This window comes from Ferruginibacter profundus, assembly GCF_054783275.1.
On record NZ_BAAGQW010000001.1, the window covers coordinates 101869 to 120343 of the forward strand.

At 39.4% G+C, this 18475-nt stretch carries 19 protein-coding genes; 4 read left to right on the forward strand and 15 right to left on the reverse strand.

Translation table 11 applies throughout. From position 1 onward, the window contains the following. Window positions 1-123: 123 nt before the first annotated feature. Complete coding sequence (locus tag ACYVM0_RS00395; protein ID WP_460550769.1) at window positions 124-1113, reverse strand: hypothetical protein; 990 nt, start codon at window positions 1111-1113, stop codon at window positions 124-126. A 258-nt stretch (window positions 1114-1371) separates the two neighbouring features. Continuing rightward, window positions 1372-2040 (reverse strand): DUF6250 domain-containing protein, encoded by a 669-nt coding sequence (locus ACYVM0_RS00400; protein ID WP_460550772.1) that lies wholly within the window; start codon window positions 2038-2040, stop codon window positions 1372-1374. Between the two features lie 135 nt (window positions 2041-2175). Between ACYVM0_RS00400 and ACYVM0_RS00405 the strand changes: the two genes are divergently transcribed. Beyond that, window positions 2176-2451, forward strand: a complete 276-nt coding sequence (locus tag ACYVM0_RS00405) for a DUF1456 family protein (protein WP_460550775.1) — start codon at window positions 2176-2178, stop codon at window positions 2449-2451. Window positions 2452-2506: 55 nt separating this feature from the next. On the opposite strand, the gene ACYVM0_RS00410 is transcribed toward ACYVM0_RS00405, so the two are convergent. From ACYVM0_RS00410 to ACYVM0_RS00425, 4 genes are all read right to left on the reverse strand, one after another. Further along, on the reverse strand, window positions 2507-3109 hold the full coding sequence (locus tag ACYVM0_RS00410; protein WP_460550778.1) for a hypothetical protein: 603 nt from the start codon (window positions 3107-3109) through the stop codon (window positions 2507-2509). A 74-nt stretch (window positions 3110-3183) separates the two neighbouring features. Then, window positions 3184-5133: a T9SS type A sorting domain-containing protein gene (locus tag ACYVM0_RS00415; protein ID WP_460550781.1), complete on the reverse strand. Its 1950-nt coding sequence runs from the start codon at window positions 5131-5133 to the stop codon at window positions 3184-3186. A 192-nt stretch (window positions 5134-5325) separates the two neighbouring features. Next, a complete protein-coding gene (locus ACYVM0_RS00420) occupies window positions 5326-5835 on the reverse strand; it encodes a GNAT family N-acetyltransferase (RefSeq protein ID WP_460550784.1) in 510 nt (169 codons plus the stop codon). A 159-nt stretch (window positions 5836-5994) separates the two neighbouring features. Further along, window positions 5995-6582 carry a DUF4136 domain-containing protein gene (locus ACYVM0_RS00425; protein WP_460550787.1) on the reverse strand — a complete coding sequence of 196 codons (588 nt, stop codon included), beginning with the start codon at window positions 6580-6582 and terminating at the stop codon, window positions 5995-5997. A 242-nt stretch (window positions 6583-6824) separates the two neighbouring features. On the opposite strand from ACYVM0_RS00425, the gene ACYVM0_RS00430 reads away from it, so the two are divergent. Continuing rightward, entirely contained in the window at window positions 6825-7232 is a 408-nt protein-coding gene (locus tag ACYVM0_RS00430) for a hypothetical protein (RefSeq protein WP_460550789.1), read from the forward strand. Window positions 7233-7241: 9 nt separating this feature from the next. On the opposite strand, the gene ACYVM0_RS00435 is transcribed toward ACYVM0_RS00430, so the two are convergent. From ACYVM0_RS00435 to ACYVM0_RS00455, 5 genes are all read right to left on the reverse strand, one after another. Further along, the gene (locus tag ACYVM0_RS00435) at window positions 7242-7784 is read right to left on the reverse strand and encodes a hypothetical protein (RefSeq protein ID WP_460550792.1); all 543 of its coding nucleotides are present in this window, start codon (window positions 7782-7784) and stop codon (window positions 7242-7244) included. Window positions 7785-7788: 4 nt separating this feature from the next. Further along, entirely contained in the window at window positions 7789-8229 is a 441-nt protein-coding gene (locus ACYVM0_RS00440; protein ID WP_460550795.1) for a hypothetical protein, read from the reverse strand. A 6-nt stretch (window positions 8230-8235) separates the two neighbouring features. After that, window positions 8236-8673, reverse strand: a complete 438-nt coding sequence (locus tag ACYVM0_RS00445; protein WP_460550798.1) for a hypothetical protein — start codon at window positions 8671-8673, stop codon at window positions 8236-8238. Window positions 8674-8684: 11 nt separating this feature from the next. Next, window positions 8685-9185, reverse strand: a complete 501-nt coding sequence (locus ACYVM0_RS00450; protein WP_460550800.1) for a DUF2004 domain-containing protein — start codon at window positions 9183-9185, stop codon at window positions 8685-8687. A 109-nt stretch (window positions 9186-9294) separates the two neighbouring features. Beyond that, entirely contained in the window at window positions 9295-9774 is a 480-nt protein-coding gene (locus ACYVM0_RS00455; RefSeq protein ID WP_460550803.1) for a hypothetical protein, read from the reverse strand. Window positions 9775-9965: 191 nt separating this feature from the next. Here ACYVM0_RS00455 and ACYVM0_RS00460 point away from each other — a divergent pair, with 191 nt between their 5' ends. Next, entirely contained in the window at window positions 9966-12410 is a 2445-nt protein-coding gene (locus tag ACYVM0_RS00460; RefSeq protein ID WP_460550806.1) for a hypothetical protein, read from the forward strand. Between the two features lie 266 nt (window positions 12411-12676). Here the strand turns inward: ACYVM0_RS00460 and ACYVM0_RS00465 are convergent, their stop codons facing one another. The 4 genes from ACYVM0_RS00465 to ACYVM0_RS00480 form a co-directional block, all read right to left on the reverse strand. Further along, window positions 12677-12862 (reverse strand): hypothetical protein, encoded by a 186-nt coding sequence (locus ACYVM0_RS00465; RefSeq protein ID WP_460550809.1) that lies wholly within the window; start codon window positions 12860-12862, stop codon window positions 12677-12679. A 62-nt stretch (window positions 12863-12924) separates the two neighbouring features. Further along, window positions 12925-13119, reverse strand: a complete 195-nt coding sequence (locus tag ACYVM0_RS00470; RefSeq protein ID WP_460550812.1) for a hypothetical protein — start codon at window positions 13117-13119, stop codon at window positions 12925-12927. 197 nt (window positions 13120-13316) lie between these two features. Continuing rightward, entirely contained in the window at window positions 13317-14831 is a 1515-nt protein-coding gene (locus ACYVM0_RS00475; RefSeq protein WP_460550815.1) for an energy transducer TonB, read from the reverse strand. Window positions 14832-14894: 63 nt separating this feature from the next. Then, a complete protein-coding gene (locus ACYVM0_RS00480; protein WP_460550818.1) occupies window positions 14895-17303 on the reverse strand; it encodes a gliding motility-associated C-terminal domain-containing protein in 2409 nt (802 codons plus the stop codon). 326 nt (window positions 17304-17629) lie between these two features. Here ACYVM0_RS00480 and ACYVM0_RS00485 point away from each other — a divergent pair, with 326 nt between their 5' ends. After that, window positions 17630-18454 carry an SGNH/GDSL hydrolase family protein gene (locus tag ACYVM0_RS00485; protein ID WP_460550821.1) on the forward strand — a complete coding sequence of 275 codons (825 nt, stop codon included), beginning with the start codon at window positions 17630-17632 and terminating at the stop codon, window positions 18452-18454. The last annotated feature ends 21 nt before the right edge of the window (window positions 18455-18475 follow it).

Consider the following 18475-nt stretch of genomic DNA (forward strand, 5'->3'; position numbering starts at 1 on the left):
TTCCGGATTTTTTTGAAAGCATTCCTGCTTAGCTGAAATTTTATATCGAATAAATTAAATCATTCAATGGACATAACAAAGCCGCCTGCATTGCAGGCGGCTTTGTTATACTTTACCAGTACACTATAATTTTACGTAACGCAGGTTGGTAGTTGTTCCACTCTGTTTGTTATAGAGCGAAAGGGTGTATACACCCGGTTTGATCAGTGGCAGCTCTGCCAGATTTGTTGTAAGGGTTGTGCGGTATACCGTTGCGCCGGCGGCATCCAGCAGTGCAAGCTGCATATCTTTTGGTTGCAGCATGCCTTTAAAATTTACGGTATTGCCTGTATTGGGAACAGGGTAGGCGTAGATGTTATCTCCCGTGGTATATTTTACCAGTCTTGTGGTGCTATAGGTAAATTTGCCATCAAGGTCAGTTTGTTTTAAACGGTAGTACAAATTGCCCACAACGGGTTTTTCATCCATCCAGGTATAATTAAGTAAGGAAGAAGAATTACCGGCACCTTTTATTGTTTGTAACACCGTCCATGATGAACCATCCGTTGATCTTTCTACAGAAAAATAATTATTGTTGATCTCCGAAACGGTAGACCAGTTTAGTTTTACTTTTTCTTTTACTGCCTCTGCATTAAAATCAGTTAAACTGATAGCCAGCGGCCCTCCGGAGGGAATAGCAAAAGTTACTGTTTGTGCCGGAATGCCGGCGCCTTCAATTTGTACAGAAGCAGTATTGCACAACAGCGAAGCAGGTGTTGCAGTGGCACAATCAGCATTGGGGTTCCATACATTTGATACACTGGTTACATTGCCTGTTCCGCCACTATTGGGCAGATCGTAAAAATGACTGCCGGCACCACAGCCCAATGTGCCCTGCAATGTAAATAAAGAGGCAGGAATGTTGGAGCCGGTAAAAGTAACCACGTAATGCAGGTTTACATTGTAATTGTAGCCAAAAGTGCAATTGGTGGAGGAAGGAACAATAGATACCGGTTGAACGGTAATGTGAACCGTATAACCGTTGGTGGATGTTATTGCTGCCTGTGAAAACACCATAGTGTGACAAAGTAAAAACAGCATAAAAAGACCTGCAAAAAGTAAATTTTTTCTCATGTTAAAAGGTATTTGTGGGATTAAGCAGGGCGAAAGTATAGTAGAAAGTCCGGATGACAATAGTAATTTTACCTGTTTAACAGTAAATTTACTAATGAATCTGAGTGGCCTGTTGACTGAGGCTGTAATCAGCTACTTACAAATACAATAAAGCTTTGGTTTGTTAAAAGATGTTGATAACTCAATATTGAACAGCATTAAAAAAGTGCCATTTTATGCCCGGAAGGCAATCATGGTACAAAAAAATCAGGGAATGGCTTATTTCAGCTGGTAGATCTTCAGGTCATCTATTTCCTGGCGGCTCCTGGTAGACCGGATACCGAAATAGCCATGTGTAAATGGCTGCTCATCTTTCCACGTAAAGTAAACTCTGCCATCAACAGCAAATTTTACCAGGCCATTGCTTACAGTTATCTCAATAAAATATTCTTTATTGGGTTGCAGCAGGTGCACACTATCGCTATATTCTGCAATAATTCTTTTATCACCATTATTGTATTTTCTAAAACGGGTGGTCTTGTTGTAATTGCCGCCCATACCTGCATAATACATGTTCAGGGAATCATATTCGGCAAAGCCACCTTTGCGGCTGAACATTTTACCTGCAGGGTCTGTTGCCATCCAGAATTGATTAAGGTCACTTAAACGGTCATTCTTTCCGCCATCTACAATTACTTTTCTGGTGTAAGTTATTTTGATATTCCCTTTCAGTTCTTTCTTGTACCAGATGGTAGCGCCTCCGTAGGTATCAATTAAAAGTTTCCCATTTTTTGCAGCTACCAGTTCGCTGTCTGCATCCTGTTTTTCCACCAGCCAACAGGTAGCGTTTAATGCAGCAGAAAAATTATCTGCAAACAGCAGCGTGTCTTTCTGTGCTTTGGTAATAACAAAAGAAAATAAAAAAATAAATAACAGCACAATTCTCATATAGTAATTATTAAAGTAAAACAGGCAACAGCAATATTTGCCTATAAATGTACTATAATCCGCGGCTGAACTATCCTGAAGAATGCAGGATGGGTTTATTTGTATTACTTTTACTGCTGAACATAAACAAACACTATGCTAAGCAATAACGATATACTAAAAAAATTAAGGGTAGCATTATCATTACGAAATGACGATATTGTAGAAATTCTGGCATTGGTGGATTTTAAAATATCCAAAGGTGCTTTGGGAGACCTGTTCAGGAATGCCGATCATCCCGGTTACGAAGAAGCAGGCGACCAGATACTCCGTAATTTTTTAAACGGATTAATAATTTATAAGCGGGGAAAATTGCCCGAACCCAAAACTAATACAGGAGACGAGAAAGCGGAAACAAAAAAACAGCATTGATTTTTTATCAACCGGTATGTAGAATACATTTTTTAAATTACCAGGATATTATAATCTACCTGGCACAATCAAGTTTTGCTGCATATTTACTAAATGCATCATAACAATCCATTCTTACAGCAGTATTACCGTTAACAGATACCCAGCTCAGTTTTACATAAGCAATATCTTTTTTAGGCAATTTCAATTCGTAATAATAATAACCGGAGATCGTTTTGGTATCGCAGCTTTTAAGCAAGGTGGCTTTAAATGGTTTTTTGCCAAATACACTGTCCAATGTATATTTTGGTTGCATATCGCTGCAAAGCGGCGCACTTACAATGCTGAAAGAAGTATAGCCCGATCGTGGCCCTTTTAACATGATATTCCATTTTACGGGTAGCTTATCCTGTATAAATGACCTGCCTTTAAGCGTAATATCTACCGTACCCATCCTGAAAAAATTGATACTGGTATCCTCACTCATTTCCAGCCTGTCAGCTTTCCATTTAACAGGAAATTTCTTGGGCGCACCAACTGCCCAGTCTCCAACATTTTCATACCCCGTGCTGTCGCTCAGTAATTTCTTTACAAGGTCATACAATTCTGTTTTGGGAGCTTGTGCAGTTACGGTAAATGTGCTGCATACAATAACAATCAGCAGGATAAGTTTCTTCATGCTTTTAAAGTTAAAACATAATTTTAAAAAGTAACCGATGTTTTTAGATGCCTGTTGCAACCAGCTGAAAACCATCAATTGATTTTTATTACTTTTTGCGTTATGCTTTCATTTTGCATTTTTATTTTTACCAGGTACACACCGGCAGGGTACAGGGATAAACCAGGTAGTTTCAGTAAATTGTCTCCCGCTGCTACGTGAATGGTGGTGTTGCTGATGAGTTTGCCCGTTGCATTCCATATAGATACCGCAGCATTTTCATCCGTAACGCCGGTTACAGAAAGCCATAAATCGCCACGGGTTGGATTAGGAAAAATTGTTGCAGTGGCACCGGTACTAATGCTGTTTCTTAAAGCTACAATAGTACTGTATTTCACCCTGCCATCTTTACCGGTAACTTTTATCCTGAAATAATTTAGTGCCGTATGTAATTTACACAACGGGTAATTAAAACTATATGCTGCAGTTCCTTTTTCTGCACGGGCAGTTATTATACCAAGCGAAGAAAAAATATTTCCGTCTGCGCTATATTCAATATCGTAGTTACTGGCTTCTTCATTATTGGTTGCCTGCCATTGCAACAGGGCATTATCATTTGTTTTGGATGCCGTAAAGTCGATGAGGTTTATATTCAATACATGGCATACACTATCAAAAAATATAGTGACAGAATCCCGTGAGTAATAATCGCACAGGGCATTTAATTGCTGTGTAACATAATAAGTGCCGGGAGCATCTACCATTATAGTAGTGCCAATATTGGTACCCACAATATGTCCGTTAGGCGTGTTCCAGGTATAAATAGATGTAGGGTTGGGGTTTATAACAGTAATGGGTACCAGCGGAAATACCTTACAGTAATATTGAAAATCTGTATGTACGTCCACTGCCGGATAATCAAACATTCTAAAAGGTGCGATAAAATCTTTTAATTCGGATGTAAATGAAGTAGACGACCTTGTTTTTATAAGTACCCTTCTGAAAGGTGTGCCACAGGGATTGTTACTGTAACTGCCGGGGTCGATACCCAACTTGGTAAGGTTAACAGAAAATTCCATGAACTGCCCGGCAGTATAATCAGTTACCACGCTGTTATCCTGGCGTACTAACGAAAAAGGCCCTGCCCATGTAACATCGGGCGCCTGCAAACCGGTGTAAAAATCACCTGTGGTTTTAGGTACAATGCTGGCATAGCCATATACTGCTGCGTTGCCATCGCCGTCAAAGCTTCCGCCCCAGTTAAAATTAACCGGTGTAACAGACAATGAATTTTTATTGATCCATATTCTTGCTTCCACAAGTGATAAGGCAGAGCTGCTGAACTCTTCACTGAAAATAATATCACCGGCTTTTAAAACATTGCCTGCAGCATCAAACTGCCATGCGGTATGGCCTGCATCGGGGCCATAGCCCTGGAAGGTCCTTGTAGTACGATTGTAAGAAATATTGGTCTGGTACAGTTCAAAATCAAAATACCTGTTGCCATTGGTGTTTTCTATTGATATACCGCCAAACATCCACAGGGAATCAGTAACATTCGGGCCGTCTCTCCTGATATGTGTAAAAGCATCGAGTATATCGTTTTTATCAGGAATACCTTGAGCAACGGGGCAGGTCCAGATGGCAGGGCTCATACCATTTTTATTGCTGCCCGATGCAAATACAGTAGAATCATCACCATGAAAATCACGATGAAAAACAGCATCAATTACAAGTTTGTTTTGTACCGTACTGTAAAATGCCGGTTTCATCAGCCTGGAAAAAGAAGCCATCCTGCTGGCAGGGTTACTGATGTAGTTAGCCACAATACCTGCAGCCCCGGTTGTATCGATCATAAACTCACCGGTACCAAATTTGTTGAATTTAAACCAGTCGTCATTACCGGGAGCTGTGGTGCTGTTGAAATAGTTTGCTTTTAAATCGCCGTCAACGCCAAAATTTGCTTTAATTACCGGGGTGGTAATCTGGGCATTGAGATTGTTGATAAAAGAGAAAATAATAATGAAGTGTAAAAATGTTTTCATTGGCTTTTCAGTTTTATGAACTCAAAACATACGGATATTGCAGGATCATTTTCAGGCGTTTTATACCACCTTATTAGTAACATAAAATTATAACAAACAAGTATCAGAAAACTACTCGTTTTTTACGGAGTTTTACTTAGTGGTATTACTATCCGGGCAGCGTGCTGCAACTGCGAATGATAAAAAAATGCATCATAATTTTATTTCAAATAAACAAGCCGGGGTATTATGATAGTGGGCAGGCAGGCTGCTGGTATCCTTCAGATCAAACATACCCAGGAAATTAAAACCGGCATTAGTGTAATGTTCTATTAAACGGGTGTTATTACCCAGTGTATCCAGGCGTACAAAATCTTTACCATTTAGTTGTGCATACCGTTTAGCCCAGGCCACAATCAGGGCAACAAAATTCCTGCCCCTGTAATCCGGGTTAGTGGCAATACGATGGATATACACCGCTGCATCAGCGTTTCGTGCTTCCCATATTTCAGCATCGCTGAAAGTGGTGGCCCAAACGCAGGCAATCACATCATCAATCAATAATTTCCATTGACGGTTTTCTGCAATTTCAGTCTCCACAAGTTGCTGTTCAAATTGCGGCCATACCACCACTGTTTGTTTTGTTTTTTGATAGGCAGCGGCAATGCTGTACAGGCGAAATATTTCAGGCATATCCGGCAGTGTGCAATTTTCGATGGTCATCTTTTTACAATAATTGTATCTGGTACAACAAATATCGTAAGCATTGCGCAATAACAACACCCGGAACTTGCGGAGATGAATGGTGAAACTGCTGTAATAATAAAAGCCGGGCAATAAAAAGCCCGCTGTTGTAGCGGGCTTTTTATTGCATTATGCTCTTTATTTGTCAACATCAAATTTCTTAAAAATTGATCTTACATTTTTGTTGATCTCCCTGTCGGTGATCTGTGCTGTATTCAGCTCGTCAGTTGACCATCCCTGCCACACCGTTTTATCTGTTTTGGTATCTATCAGCATAATGGTGATGGTACCTTCCTTAACAGTAGTGGCATAACTGTTGTAACCCATAAACCTGGAGGGGTAGTAAAAATTATTATACCTTCCCGTGCGAGGGTTGTAATAAGAGCGAACATAAGAGTTGGAATATACCGGGTCGCTTTGTTCCTTCTGGCTTTTTTCCACCAGCAGTTCAGAACTTACCAATACATCGGGATTGTTTTGTACTTCCTGCCAGCCTTTCTTCTGCAACTCGTCGTTTACTGCACTGCGTATATTTTGCAATGCAATATCGTTGCGCCGGTTGGGTTTGGCGCCTTTGGTTTTTTCCGGGGCTATCCAGCTGTAGGTTTTATATTCACCCATGTTGGCATTCCTTGCTTTTTCCACATGGGCTGTACTGCCACAACCAGCCATAAAAATGCCTGCCACAATAGCCCATACACCGCTTTTTATTGATTGAATTGTCATAACTAATTGTTTTTAGTGAGTTAAACTAATACAGTACAGACCTGCAAAAAGCATGCACGTAAAGCGTGTTACTGTGAAAGTTTAGTGAAAGAAATGTGAAAGGGTAGTGTGTCGAATATTCCGGGTGCTTTTGAAGGTAAATGCTATACAACAATACAGTTTTATAGTACTGTTAACAACAAGATTTTTTTACCGGTGCAACGGTGTGCCAATTTGCCTTGTCAGCGATAAAAATGAAGTTTATGAAACTGAAATTTATGATCGCTTTATTGCCGGTATTATTATTTATGGCATGCAGCAAAACTACTGTTACAGATAAGCAACCCATAGAAAATACACTTACCGGCGTGTGGACGTACACTGAATATTTTTATAGTACCGGGGCACCGGGACAATGGTATGCTGTAACGCCTGCCAATCAAACCATTGAGTTTAAAGCTGACGGCAGTTTTAGTGGTACGGCTTCTTTTTTAAAGGAAGCTACGCATTTTGTAATTGTAGATAGTGCCACCATTAAGTTTCAGCCCTCCGCAAGGCCTTCCGGTTATACTTTAATGAATTATCGTGTAAACACTACAGATAGAGCGTTATATCTGTCTCCGCTTGATCCGATCTGTATCGAAGGCTGCAGTAATAAATTCAAAAGATAAACTGCGTTATTACATCCTGCTCATGTACATATACCAGTTCCATTCCCATGTGGCGCCATTATCATCGCTCATGGCCTGGCTCCATACCGGGTTGTTGGTATCACGGGCATCCCAGCGAAAAACCATGATCACATTTTTACCGTTAAAAATATCCCTGGTAAAAAAATGGCCCACCTTATTTTCAAAAGAACCCAGCACCGGTGGGTCTAAAACCCCGGTATTGGAATCGGCCCAGTAAATGCTCCAGAGTTTTGTTAGGGGATTGAACAGCCGCACCGTCATGCCTTCAAAAGGCACACCATCAAAACTGGCTAAAAAATTATCTATATTACCAATGCCATTTAATACACGGTACATTTCCTGCGTCGATTCAAATTCTATCCACTCTGTGCAATGGCATAATCTTGCTTTCAGTTTTTTGTTATGCAGTTTCCATTTGCCTTCAAAAAAATCAAAATCATTTTTAGAAGAAGTCGCAGACGGGGTAATGATTATTTCGCCTTCGGTAGAAAAATGTAATGGCGGTACTGCAATGTTGTCAGTAGTTATCATTTTTTTAATTGTTTTTTTTGGCTGACCATTTAATTAATTGTTCATTCGGCAGGTCGTAATCGTACATATTTTTAGAAACGCTGTCAATGTATAACCACCTGTCTATAGCATAAAAATTTTCAGAGTTAGTATGGCCAATTTGAAAGATAAGGAATTGTGCGCTGTCAGTAGCCAGCCTGCTGTCAAGTATCCATGGTATAAAAGCCGTGTCTTTATTACCGGCGTTTACCAGTACCAGGTTGTTCTTTCTCTCATATTCCATGATCAGTTCGTTGGCCCAATCTGGGCTTTTGCCGTCAGCATATTCAACAGGCCGGGTGGGTGCCGCATGCAACGTATCTGCAACAGGAAGCGAATCTTTAACAGCTATTGCCGGGTATTTATTTGTTTGATTACAACCCAATAATGTAAAGAATAAACAGGCATTGCCAATGTATCTGATCATAACCGGTTATAATTTGATAACAAAATTTTGCGGAATAGTAGTTACGCCCAAAAAAATTAATGTAAGTACTAACGCAGCGGGAGCGATATAAGTTAACGGTGGCGCCCAAAAGCCAAGAAAAGTATATACATAGGCTTTGGGCGAATCACCCGGACCATAAATTACGCTAACAGAATCATGCACATTGATGGCATCGTGCTGTAAGGAACTGCCTGTGCAGGTAAGCGTATCCTGGTTAACCACAAAAGCAACTACAGGATAATAATAGGTATTTCTGTAAGGCTTGTTAAATGTAAAATATTTTACTGCACCTTTTGTTTTGGTATAGGTAATTGCATACCACAGCTTAGTGCCCATTGGTTTTAAAAGAACACCCATCAGTATAAAATAGATAAGGTATTTACTGATACTGATCTGCCGGGATTGTATAGATAGTAATGCCATTGTATTTCAGCTTAACTCTCCACTGTCATATAATCGAGGTTGCCGTTTTCGTCTGTAAAAACAACTACCAGGTAATTGGTGATATCTCTGCCGATAGAATAATCAAAAACGGCAAACTGGTCTTCATTGCCAGGATAGATGCCTACTCTTACCAGGTGTAATTTTTGCAGTAATAATTTTTCATGGTCGGTTGATTTGCTGCCTGCCGGTAACAAAGCCGCCAGTTCTGCAGTACCCAATTCTTCCAGGTGATGTTGCAAATAAAATTGCACGGTATCACCATCCTCATCTTTATAATCGTTGGCGATATAGCCTTTGTTGTTGATATCGTAGATCCTGATATTATCAATAAAATGTTTTACTGTGGCTAATTTTTCAACAGCAATGGTTTTACTTTCAAAATTCAGGTCCACATCAATGGTAGTATTGTTGAATGGAATGGTTACATCGTAATATTCGTCCAGTTGAGTGGGATCAATGGGGCCAAAATGCGGAAGGGTAAATGTTGCCATAATTCTGAAAATGTAAAAGTGTACTAATTGGTTGTGTAGTAAATATACAACAACATTGGCTGTGTTGAAGCGGCGTTAAAACTATCAATAATTAAAAACAGGATGACTATTACCTGGTTCTCTCAAAATTATATTCGTGTGTGCCGATGCCTCCGCTGCTGGTTAGCTTACCGGTAAAATGATTGGCATCTGTAAAAGAAAGGTATTCAAAATAGCCATTCTTTGCCGGCTGCCCGGCTACCTGCCCTGTTGCATTCACCCGTAAACTTACGTTCCACTCATGATTACAGGATCTTGTGCCATCTGCAGCAGTAGTACAATCTGTTTCTACCTGTTCCTGGTTTAATAGCCAGTTGCCGGTAAATACTTCCCTTGTATAATTCACAAATTGAAAATTATTGCCGGCAGTAAATGTAAATTCACCATACACAAAATCTAACCCTGTTGTATTGGTATTACCATTCAGTGGTGTTATCTTTTTTATGTTCCAGGTGCCATACAACTGGTTCGCATCAAAGTCCTTTGTTTTTTGGCATGCGGAAAAGAGCAGTATTAAGGAAAGTAAAAAAAGCTGGTTACTAGTACGCATCTGTTACAGGCAGGTTTGGTATAGGACAATGAAAATAATACCAATTGTTTAAAGTAAATGTTAAATGAACTGTTTGGAAACCTGCCTTACGGTAAAACGGCAATAACATTTGTTTACCAAAATTACCTGCCAGCCCATAACAGTTGGCCAGCCGTAACCCGATAAATTTAGGTTATCAGAAAATCAATGCTATGTGTTTAAAAAACTTACGGTTGTTCCCTGTATTTTTCCTGCTGTTTTTTATTGCTTTTAAAACCTATGGCCAGCAAAACGGCACAGGTATTAAACTATTCTTTGAAAAAGTATACCTGCATACCGACAGGAATTTTTATGCCGGTGGCGATGATATCTGGTTTAAAGCCTACCTGGTAAACGGGCAGAGTAATTACCCGGTAAGCACCAGCAATACTTTATATACCGAACTTATTAACCCGGCCGGTATTATTACAGCCCGGCAGGTGATACGTATAGATAGCGGCTATGGTGTAGGTGATTTTAAATTGGATGATTCAATTGCCGGCGGCAACTACCGCATCAGGGCGTATACCAACTGGATGAGAAATTTTGGCAATCATTTTATTTTTGAAAAACAAATACTGATAAAAAATGTTCCCGGTGTAAACAAGAAAAATGAACTGCCACAAAAAAATAGAGATAATGTAACAAGTAGCTTACCTGGTTACAGCATACAGTTTTTTCCCGAAGGCGGATCAATGGTGGAAGGTATTGCTTCATTGGTATCGTTTAAAGCAACGGATATTAATGGTAATGGAGTGGATGCCGGTGGGGCCATTGTATCAGGCAATGGAGATACGGTAGTGCATTTTAAAACAGTACATGCCGGTATGGGAAGTTTTAATTTTACCCCGGAGCCAGGCATGCAATACAAAGCTTTCGTTCAATATAAACATGGTGATTTGTTGCCTGCATCTTTTGCTGTTGCTGTAAAAGATGGTTATGCCATGCAGGTTACCTATAACGAACCAGGTATGGCAAAGGTCAGGGTATTTGCCAATGCAGCTACCGCAGCACTACATCCCTCGGGAGCCATTACTGTTGCTGCAAAATATGGCGGCAGGATATTGTACAAAGAAAAACTCTTATTGAAAGACAACCAGGCTGCACTGGATATTGCCACCACCAATTTTCCAACCGGTATCTGCAGCATAACTGTTTATGATGATAGCCTGCGCCCCAATTGCGAAAGGCTTATCTATGTGCAGGATAAAGATCCCCTGGTGATAAATATTACCACCAATAAAAATACTTATGCTGCAAAAGAAAAAGTTACGGTAAATATTTCCGTCACCAATAAAGACCTGCAGCCCGTAAAAGCAAATCTGTCACTGGCAGCTATAGACGATAATGTGGAAAAAGCAGTGCCGGAAAATATAGCTACTTATTTATTATTGCAAACAGAAATAAAAGGAAAGATAGAAAATGCAGCTGCCTATTTTGATGTTAATAACCCGTTGCGTTTGCAGCAGCTGGACCTGTTATTGAGAACACAGGGCTGGAGAGATTTTTTATGGCGCAAGATGGCTGATACCACGATCGGCATACATTTTATGCCGGAACAGGGTATTACTATTTCCGGTAAAGTAAAACAAAAATTTTCTCAAAAACCTTTGGCTGATATGAACATTACCCTGCAGGCTCCCAATGCAAAGGGTGATAAATGGTTTACCACACGCAGTGATGCACAGGGTAATTATTTTTTAGATGGAATTCCTTTATACGGCGTACAAACACTTAAGCTCAGTTCTAAAAATGATAAGGCTGAAAAAGGAGGAGAGTTGTTCATGGATTCTTTATTCAATAATAAATTACCGGTTTCTCCCAACAGGTTCATCAATTATGATACCGCAGCTTTTATGCACTTTGCACAGGATGCCGGTAAAAGATATGCTACCGAAAAAAATAATAAGTGGTTTACAATATTGCCTGGCGTAACTGTGGATGCTAAAAAGAAAACAGAATTTTTAAGAGATGGTGCCTATATGAGTTTTGGCTACCCCGTAGATAATTTTGATATTACTGCTGCGGATTATAAATATGATGACCTGCGGAATTTTTTAGGCAAGAAAGTACCCGGAGCCTATTACGATATAGAAAACGATGCCGTGTATTTTATGGCTAATGGTAAAAAAATACGTCCCCGTTTTGTAGTGGATAAAAGAGAAGATGTGTTTGACAGGATAGATTATTATTCGCTGCCGATGCAACAGGTAAGCAGTGTTACCGTGCGGCATTTGCTGGGCAGGCCCACTTTTGAAAGAACAGAAAGAGAAGATGGAACGGTACGTGACCTGGGTACTTCTGCAACCGATATTTTTGTTGTATACCTGGTGTTGAAACCCGGTGCCTATAATAATGATCCCGCCAAAATAGTTACCGAAATTACCGGCTATTACCAGGCTAAAGTTTTTTATGCCCCTGACTACAGTGTTGATAAGGCCGTACCGGATGAACGTACCACCATTCATTGGGCGCCGGTGATCACCACCAATGAAAATGGCAAAGCCAGCATCAGTTTTTATAATGCCGATCCTAAAACCACAGTGCGTATTGATGTGCAGGGTATAAGCGCCAAAGGGAATGTGATTGTGGCAGAGAAGAAGTATGCGGTACAGTAGTGTAAGCTGATATTACGGTTAACCTGTTCAAAAAAAATCAATACCCAATATAAAACACAGCTGCATCTTAATTGAACATTGCCTTTTTTCTTTCCATGATAAGGAAATCAATGCTAGCAGTTTTTTAGCAGCACCCATATCACTACAAAAATAACTATCGTACTTAAGCAGCCACCGCCTAGTTTTTTTGCGCCGTAGCCTGCAATTAATCCCCTGAAAATATTATTCATTGCTGTCGTTTAGTTTAGCGTTTTATGCGGTACAAATTATGAACCTTTGTTGTTACCCGTAATTTTAATGATAATAAATACGATAACAGCCACCACTACTACAGCGATGAATATGCCAAATCCCATACCCGCTTTAAATATGTCGGCAATGGCCTGGCACGAATTAAGCAGGAAGATAGCTGATAGTAGTAAGAATGATTTTACAAGGTTTGATATTTTCATGTTCTGTTTTTGAAAATTAAGAATTGGTTATTTCTTATGCCTGTTGTATTTAAACAGGTTTTTTATATACCGGTATTGGTACTATATGCTGCCTCTGAATTAGCGTGCGCTGCTTCCGGTTTTGGAGCAGGTAGTAATAAAAGTTCAGCAGGGTCACCGGGGTTGAACGGTCGCCTCAGATGATCGTATTGATTTTTTTTCTTTGGAATATAATCGTTCCTCAGCTGTGTAAAGTAATCTATAGCCGTATTTTTCATGTTACGTCTTTTTTTGTTGCTCACAAATTGTGTAACACAAAAATGCTGCTATAAAAAACAGGAAGTGTTACAGCATTAATACAATTTGTTGTAAGATTCCCACATTTTATGTGCCTGGAAATTTAGTAGTATACGGGTATTGCTTTCGTGGTACACTTTTTTTAGCAGCCTCTTTTATTATTAAACGTACGGTGCAGCTACCATTGTAATACCAGCTTTTTATAGCCTCTTATATTGCGGCCATTCTGGATGCCCGGTTGCCAGTTATTCAGTTGCTGTACAACTGCAATTGACGGGGCATTCAGTTTATCATTATCTGTTTGCAAAATTTCTATACGTGACATTTTGCCGTCTTTTTCTATCACCACTCTTATGGTTACGGTGCCATGGGCAGTAATATGTTTTTCTTTTTTAGCCGCAAGTATCTTTTCCTGTATAACGGTGGTGTCCATTTTACTGCCCTGCCTGCAGGTAGGATCGATCTCCATTTTTATAAAGATCGTGGTATCATTCTCAGGATGAGGCATCTCCACTACAGCAGCACGGAATTCTTCCACCGGCGCTACGTTTACAGAAGCTTCCTGTAACATTATTTGAGGTTTACCCTGGTCTTCATCATGATTACCTTCTGCAAAACCAGTGAGCATTCGACTTTCTCTTTTACCAGTAAACTCGTAATCATAATATTTGATCTTGCCGTTGGGCAAAGTGGCTCTGAAAAAATTATAATCTTCAAAACGGTCGATGGAGGCCCATAATGGGGTTTGTATTATTTTCCCATTCCGGTTCATCATGCCCCATCGCTCTCCCTGCTTAAAAAAGAAGGCTTCCCAGCTTGTGGAATGTATAAATGAGGATGCTTCAAAACGGGCTAATTTGTTGCCCAGTGTGTCCATCATTTTCCATTGTTGCTTTTTTTGCAGAAAAAATAAAGCCCCGCCATCGTCGGCAATACAGGCATCGTAAGTATAAGGCTCTTCCTGTTTGCCAGTTTTAATATTGTATACTCCAATACCGTCTTTTGTTTTTACCAGTAAATACGCTCCCTTCAGCTGAATAACTTCCAACCAGCCATTTTTAAATATTAAATGATTCCGCTCATCAAGCAGCCCTTCGCCATTTTTCAGCCGGGCAATCAGGTAGGTGTTTAAATATTCAGATCCGGTATATGATGTGAAACCTTTATGCCAGTACATACCTTTAATGCTATCTTTAAATTGCAGCAGCTTGTCGTATAAATAAGCAGAGCTGTCTTTAAATAAAACAAGGTTGCCTGCAGGCGCATCGGCAACGCTGGTAAACTGCAATGGTGTGGCCGCATTGTTAGCAACTGAAAAAAGGCCGATTAATTTGTCTTGTCTTACAACCATTATATGGCTGTTGATATTTCTGTTGTTTTTGCCAATACCATCATACAATACAGGCAATATTACCACACCTTCTTTCAGATCAACAATACCAAATTTGTCTTTACCGCCCTGTCTTTGCCTTACAGTCTGTAATACATTTTTACTGCTATAGATGCTATTGTAAACCCCATCCCAGCTGCAAAGCACAGTGCCATCGGCAGTTTGCAAACGAAAGCCCGGTTTATTCTTAAGTACTAAATTACCATTGGAAAATTTTTGCAGGGTATCTCCCTGTGCATGAACTGCAGTAATGCTGTTATAAAAGATGATTGCTGAAAGGAGGGTAAGGTTGATGCGTTTCATATTATAAAAATAAGGAAATCGGTTTAAAAAGGTACCTCAGGTCTCATTGGAAAGCATAGGAAATTACCTGATGAGCAAAAAATTACCTTTCTTATTTGCAATTCCCCCATTTTCGGGTTGGTATTTTATAATATAAGTATAGCCTCCAAGTGGTTGTTGTGCTCCTTTGTATCTGCCATCCCATCCATTTGCAGGATTGTTGGCAGAGAATATTCTTTCACCATAACGGTTAAAAATTTCCATTGTAAAGAAGCCAGTATAATTTGTAGTGACTTTAAATACATCGTTTTTAGTATCACCATTTGGTGTAAATGTATTAGGTATAAATAGATAATAACCTTTGATAACATTTACCTTAATACTACCATTTAATGTACAATTTCCCTTTGCAGAGGATAAAGCATAAATTACCGTAGTAACAGGACTGGCAACAGTACTCTGGCAAACGGTGCAGCTTAACGTGTTATTGGAAACCCAGGTTATATTGCCATTGGTTTGTGGTGATAAAATTACCTGGTCAGGAAAATGTACTGTTAATTCAGGAGGAATTGTTAAAAATAAATCTGATGAAACGATATTAATTGAGTCTCTTTTTTTACAGCCAAAATTATCTTTAACCTCAACCCAATACAATCCGGCACTTAATGCGTTATAAGTAGGTTGAGTAGAATTGTCCTGCCATAAATAGGAGGTTGCAGGAGCGAATGTTTTTAAAATAATAGATTGATTTTTACAAAGCGTGGAATCTTTTCCAAACGGGTTTGTAATTTTAGGTGCAACTGTTATGCTTATTTTTTTTATCACTAGCTTTACCCCGCAAATGGTGTTTACATTTGTCGTATCATTATCAACAAAAGGGTTAAAAACCTGAACTCCCTTGTACTTCTCACCATAACAAATAGTTGTGTCTTTGTTGATGACCGAATCAGCGTTTATGACATGTATCGTATATTTTGTAATTAATGTGTCAACGTAGCAATTGTTTCGTAGTGTATCGCTATAAGTAGTATCACTAAATATTGGCTGTCCGTATGCAGGCTGTCCTTTACAAACTGTAGTATCTTTATTTTTTTTGTTCAGTGTAGTGCCGCCATATTCAAAGACGCTATAAGTTCTGGTTACATTGCCCCTGTATGATCCGAGGTTGGTGGGACCTACCCATCTTGCATGGTTAATACTTGTGCATAAAATACCGCCTTTGTTATTTGAAATAATAGCAGGTGTTAATGCATCATTAAATAATTCTTCAGTTGAAGCAAATACCACTAGAGGATGATAGGTAAAGTTTTCCTGGTAATAACTTGATTGGGTGCCGTCACTTTTCAATACAACTCTTACGCCTGCATTCTGGCTGTAAGCGGGGTAAATATTAAATGCTTGTACGGGACCTCCATATTGCCTGAACCAGGAAGCATAAATAGTAGTATCACATGCTATAACTGCAATATCGCTGGCAAAGTCATTGTCGGCAAAACCATATTGCTTACGCCATGTGATAGCTCCTGTTGAGTTATGCTTTAAAATATATACATCACTGCCACCGTTATTAACCGGATAATCTCCGTCAGCAGAAGTGCTTGTTCCTATAGAAACATATCCTCCATCAGCAGTAGGTACAAAAGATTTGATCTGATCAACGCCACTTCCACTAAATGTTTTTGTCCATATTAAATTAGCATTACCATCTAATTTTAACAAAAAAGCATTTTGATTATTATAACTGCTGGGAAAGAGGCTACTGGCGTCGGCACTTCCAGAAACTACAATTGAACCATCTGCCAATAATTCCATATCTGTTGGAATCTCATCTTTGTTGGTGCCGATGGCTTTTTTCCATATAATATTGCCATTGGCATTATCAATTTTTATAAGCCAGATATCTTTGCCTCCGTTGTAACCGGTTACATCACCATCATTAGATTGGGTTTGCGCCAATATAATATAATTGCCATCAGATGCTTTTTTTATTGCAATGGCATATTCCGCACTCGTTCCGCCATAAACCTTTTGCCATATGGCTACGTTATTTAAATCAATTTTACATATAACAATCTGCGTACTGTCGTTTCTGTTACTAACAACAATGGGGGCAGGAAATTGATTCCAGCCATTACCTTTAGTCTCCAGTAATACTACATAATTACCATTCGCATCCTCTTCAAAATCTTTAGCATAATTAGTGGTTGAACCACTAATATAAACAACAAGCGGGGAGCTACTGGTGCCGTTTACTCTTGAAATAGTAGCACTTCCATGTGGGCTAAAACGTGACGGAGATAAATAATCAACTGGCTCTAGTTGGTTGTTATATAAATTGGGTAAGGTGGAATAGTACATCCAGTTGCTGAGGGTACTGATATAATTGTTTTGTGTGTATTTTGAATTTATTGCCAGAAAATGATCGCCGGCGGAGTATTGATAACTTTGGATATACTTACTTTTTAATCCCCATTGGTAAGGGGTCTGACCCAAAATAGAGGTGAAAAAAAATATTCCGGTGAGCACGAAAAATAATTTTCTGGTATAAGTTTCAAACGTACACATGGATAGTAATTGCTTTCTTAGGGTTTAGGCCTGCAATTTAAATAAAGTTTTAATAAACTGCAATAATATATCATGCTACCCTTATACGAATTTTTATTTACATAATAATTGTAATAAAAAAACTGCTATCACCCCTATATTTTTAGCGGCTAGTATTATAATTTTTTTTTTGCAAATGGTAGTAATATAATTCATCGCAGCCAATCCGCTTTTTATTATTACATTACCTTTCGTTACAGTTTTAAAAAGCAGTTATGAAAAAATTACTCTTATTAGTATGCCTTGCCGTGCTGGTATTCTCTTTTAAAAAAAGGCCCCTCTCCTGGGTGGCCATTGGCGATTCTATCACGTATTTAAATGACCATGCCAATGAAACCGGCAACCGCATCAGCAGCGGTTATATGACAAGGGTAACAGAAAAATTACCCCATATTAAGTATACCAACCAGGGGCATAACGGGTGGACGGCCAGCCGCATTGCAGATAATATTGAAAAACTGGGATTGACAAAGGCTGATGTGTATTCTGTTTTTTTGGGTACTAACGACTGGTGGCATGCAGGAAGGGTAGGGCAGTTTACAGATTACCGGAACAATACCGGCAGTGCAACATTGTATGGTTCTTTCCGCATCATCATCAACAAAATCCGCAGCCTTAATGCAGCCGCAAAAATTATTTTGATCACACCTATGCAACGCTCCGATTTTGTGTACATTAACGACCCTAAAAATAATGCCTACGGATCGTACAACAAAAAAGACGGGCAAAGCCTAGAACAGTTTGCCATTGCCATAGATAGTATTGCCGCCTATGAACAGGTAACACTGCTGGACCTTTATCACAAAAAAGGCATGGCGGTTAACAACCTGGTTAAATTTAAAAGATTAAAAGACCCTGTAACCGGTGCGTATAACAACTACCGTTATCCTGATTATATCGGTGTTCCCTTCAATCCGCAAACTGATGAGTATCCCTATCCTGCGGAAGCTATTGACGTTACCTATGATGGTTTGCATCCTTCAGATAAAGGCTATGCAATGATTGCAAAGCTGCTGGTGAAGATCATGAAGAAGTATTAGGTGTAAAAGTAAAATTATTGG

Coding starts and splice junctions, on each gene's coding strand:
- ACYVM0_RS00430 (WP_460550789.1), top strand. CDS start 6,825: ATGAAACTGAAATTTATGATCGCTTTATTGCCGGTATTATTATTTATG.
- ACYVM0_RS00395 (WP_460550769.1), bottom strand. CDS start 1,113: ATGAGAAAAAATTTACTTTTTGCAGGTCTTTTTATGCTGTTTTTACTT.
- ACYVM0_RS00405 (WP_460550775.1), top strand. CDS start 2,176: ATGCTAAGCAATAACGATATACTAAAAAAATTAAGGGTAGCATTATCA.
- ACYVM0_RS00445 (WP_460550798.1), bottom strand. CDS start 8,673: ATGGCATTACTATCTATACAATCCCGGCAGATCAGTATCAGTAAATAC.
- ACYVM0_RS00475 (WP_460550815.1), bottom strand. CDS start 14,831: ATGAAACGCATCAACCTTACCCTCCTTTCAGCAATCATCTTTTATAAC.
- ACYVM0_RS00485 (WP_460550821.1), top strand. CDS start 17,630: ATGAAAAAATTACTCTTATTAGTATGCCTTGCCGTGCTGGTATTCTCT.
- ACYVM0_RS00460 (WP_460550806.1), top strand. CDS start 9,966: ATGTGTTTAAAAAACTTACGGTTGTTCCCTGTATTTTTCCTGCTGTTT.
- ACYVM0_RS00470 (WP_460550812.1), bottom strand. CDS start 13,119: ATGAAAAATACGGCTATAGATTACTTTACACAGCTGAGGAACGATTAT.
- ACYVM0_RS00450 (WP_460550800.1), bottom strand. CDS start 9,185: ATGGCAACATTTACCCTTCCGCATTTTGGCCCCATTGATCCCACTCAA.
- ACYVM0_RS00400 (WP_460550772.1), bottom strand. CDS start 2,040: ATGAGAATTGTGCTGTTATTTATTTTTTTATTTTCTTTTGTTATTACC.
- ACYVM0_RS00440 (WP_460550795.1), bottom strand. CDS start 8,229: ATGATCAGATACATTGGCAATGCCTGTTTATTCTTTACATTATTGGGT.
- ACYVM0_RS00420 (WP_460550784.1), bottom strand. CDS start 5,835: ATGACCATCGAAAATTGCACACTGCCGGATATGCCTGAAATATTTCGC.
- ACYVM0_RS00415 (WP_460550781.1), bottom strand. CDS start 5,133: ATGAAAACATTTTTACACTTCATTATTATTTTCTCTTTTATCAACAAT.
- ACYVM0_RS00410 (WP_460550778.1), bottom strand. CDS start 3,109: ATGAAGAAACTTATCCTGCTGATTGTTATTGTATGCAGCACATTTACC.
- ACYVM0_RS00435 (WP_460550792.1), bottom strand. CDS start 7,784: ATGATAACTACTGACAACATTGCAGTACCGCCATTACATTTTTCTACC.
- ACYVM0_RS00465 (WP_460550809.1), bottom strand. CDS start 12,862: ATGAAAATATCAAACCTTGTAAAATCATTCTTACTACTATCAGCTATC.
- ACYVM0_RS00455 (WP_460550803.1), bottom strand. CDS start 9,774: ATGCGTACTAGTAACCAGCTTTTTTTACTTTCCTTAATACTGCTCTTT.
- ACYVM0_RS00425 (WP_460550787.1), bottom strand. CDS start 6,582: ATGACAATTCAATCAATAAAAAGCGGTGTATGGGCTATTGTGGCAGGC.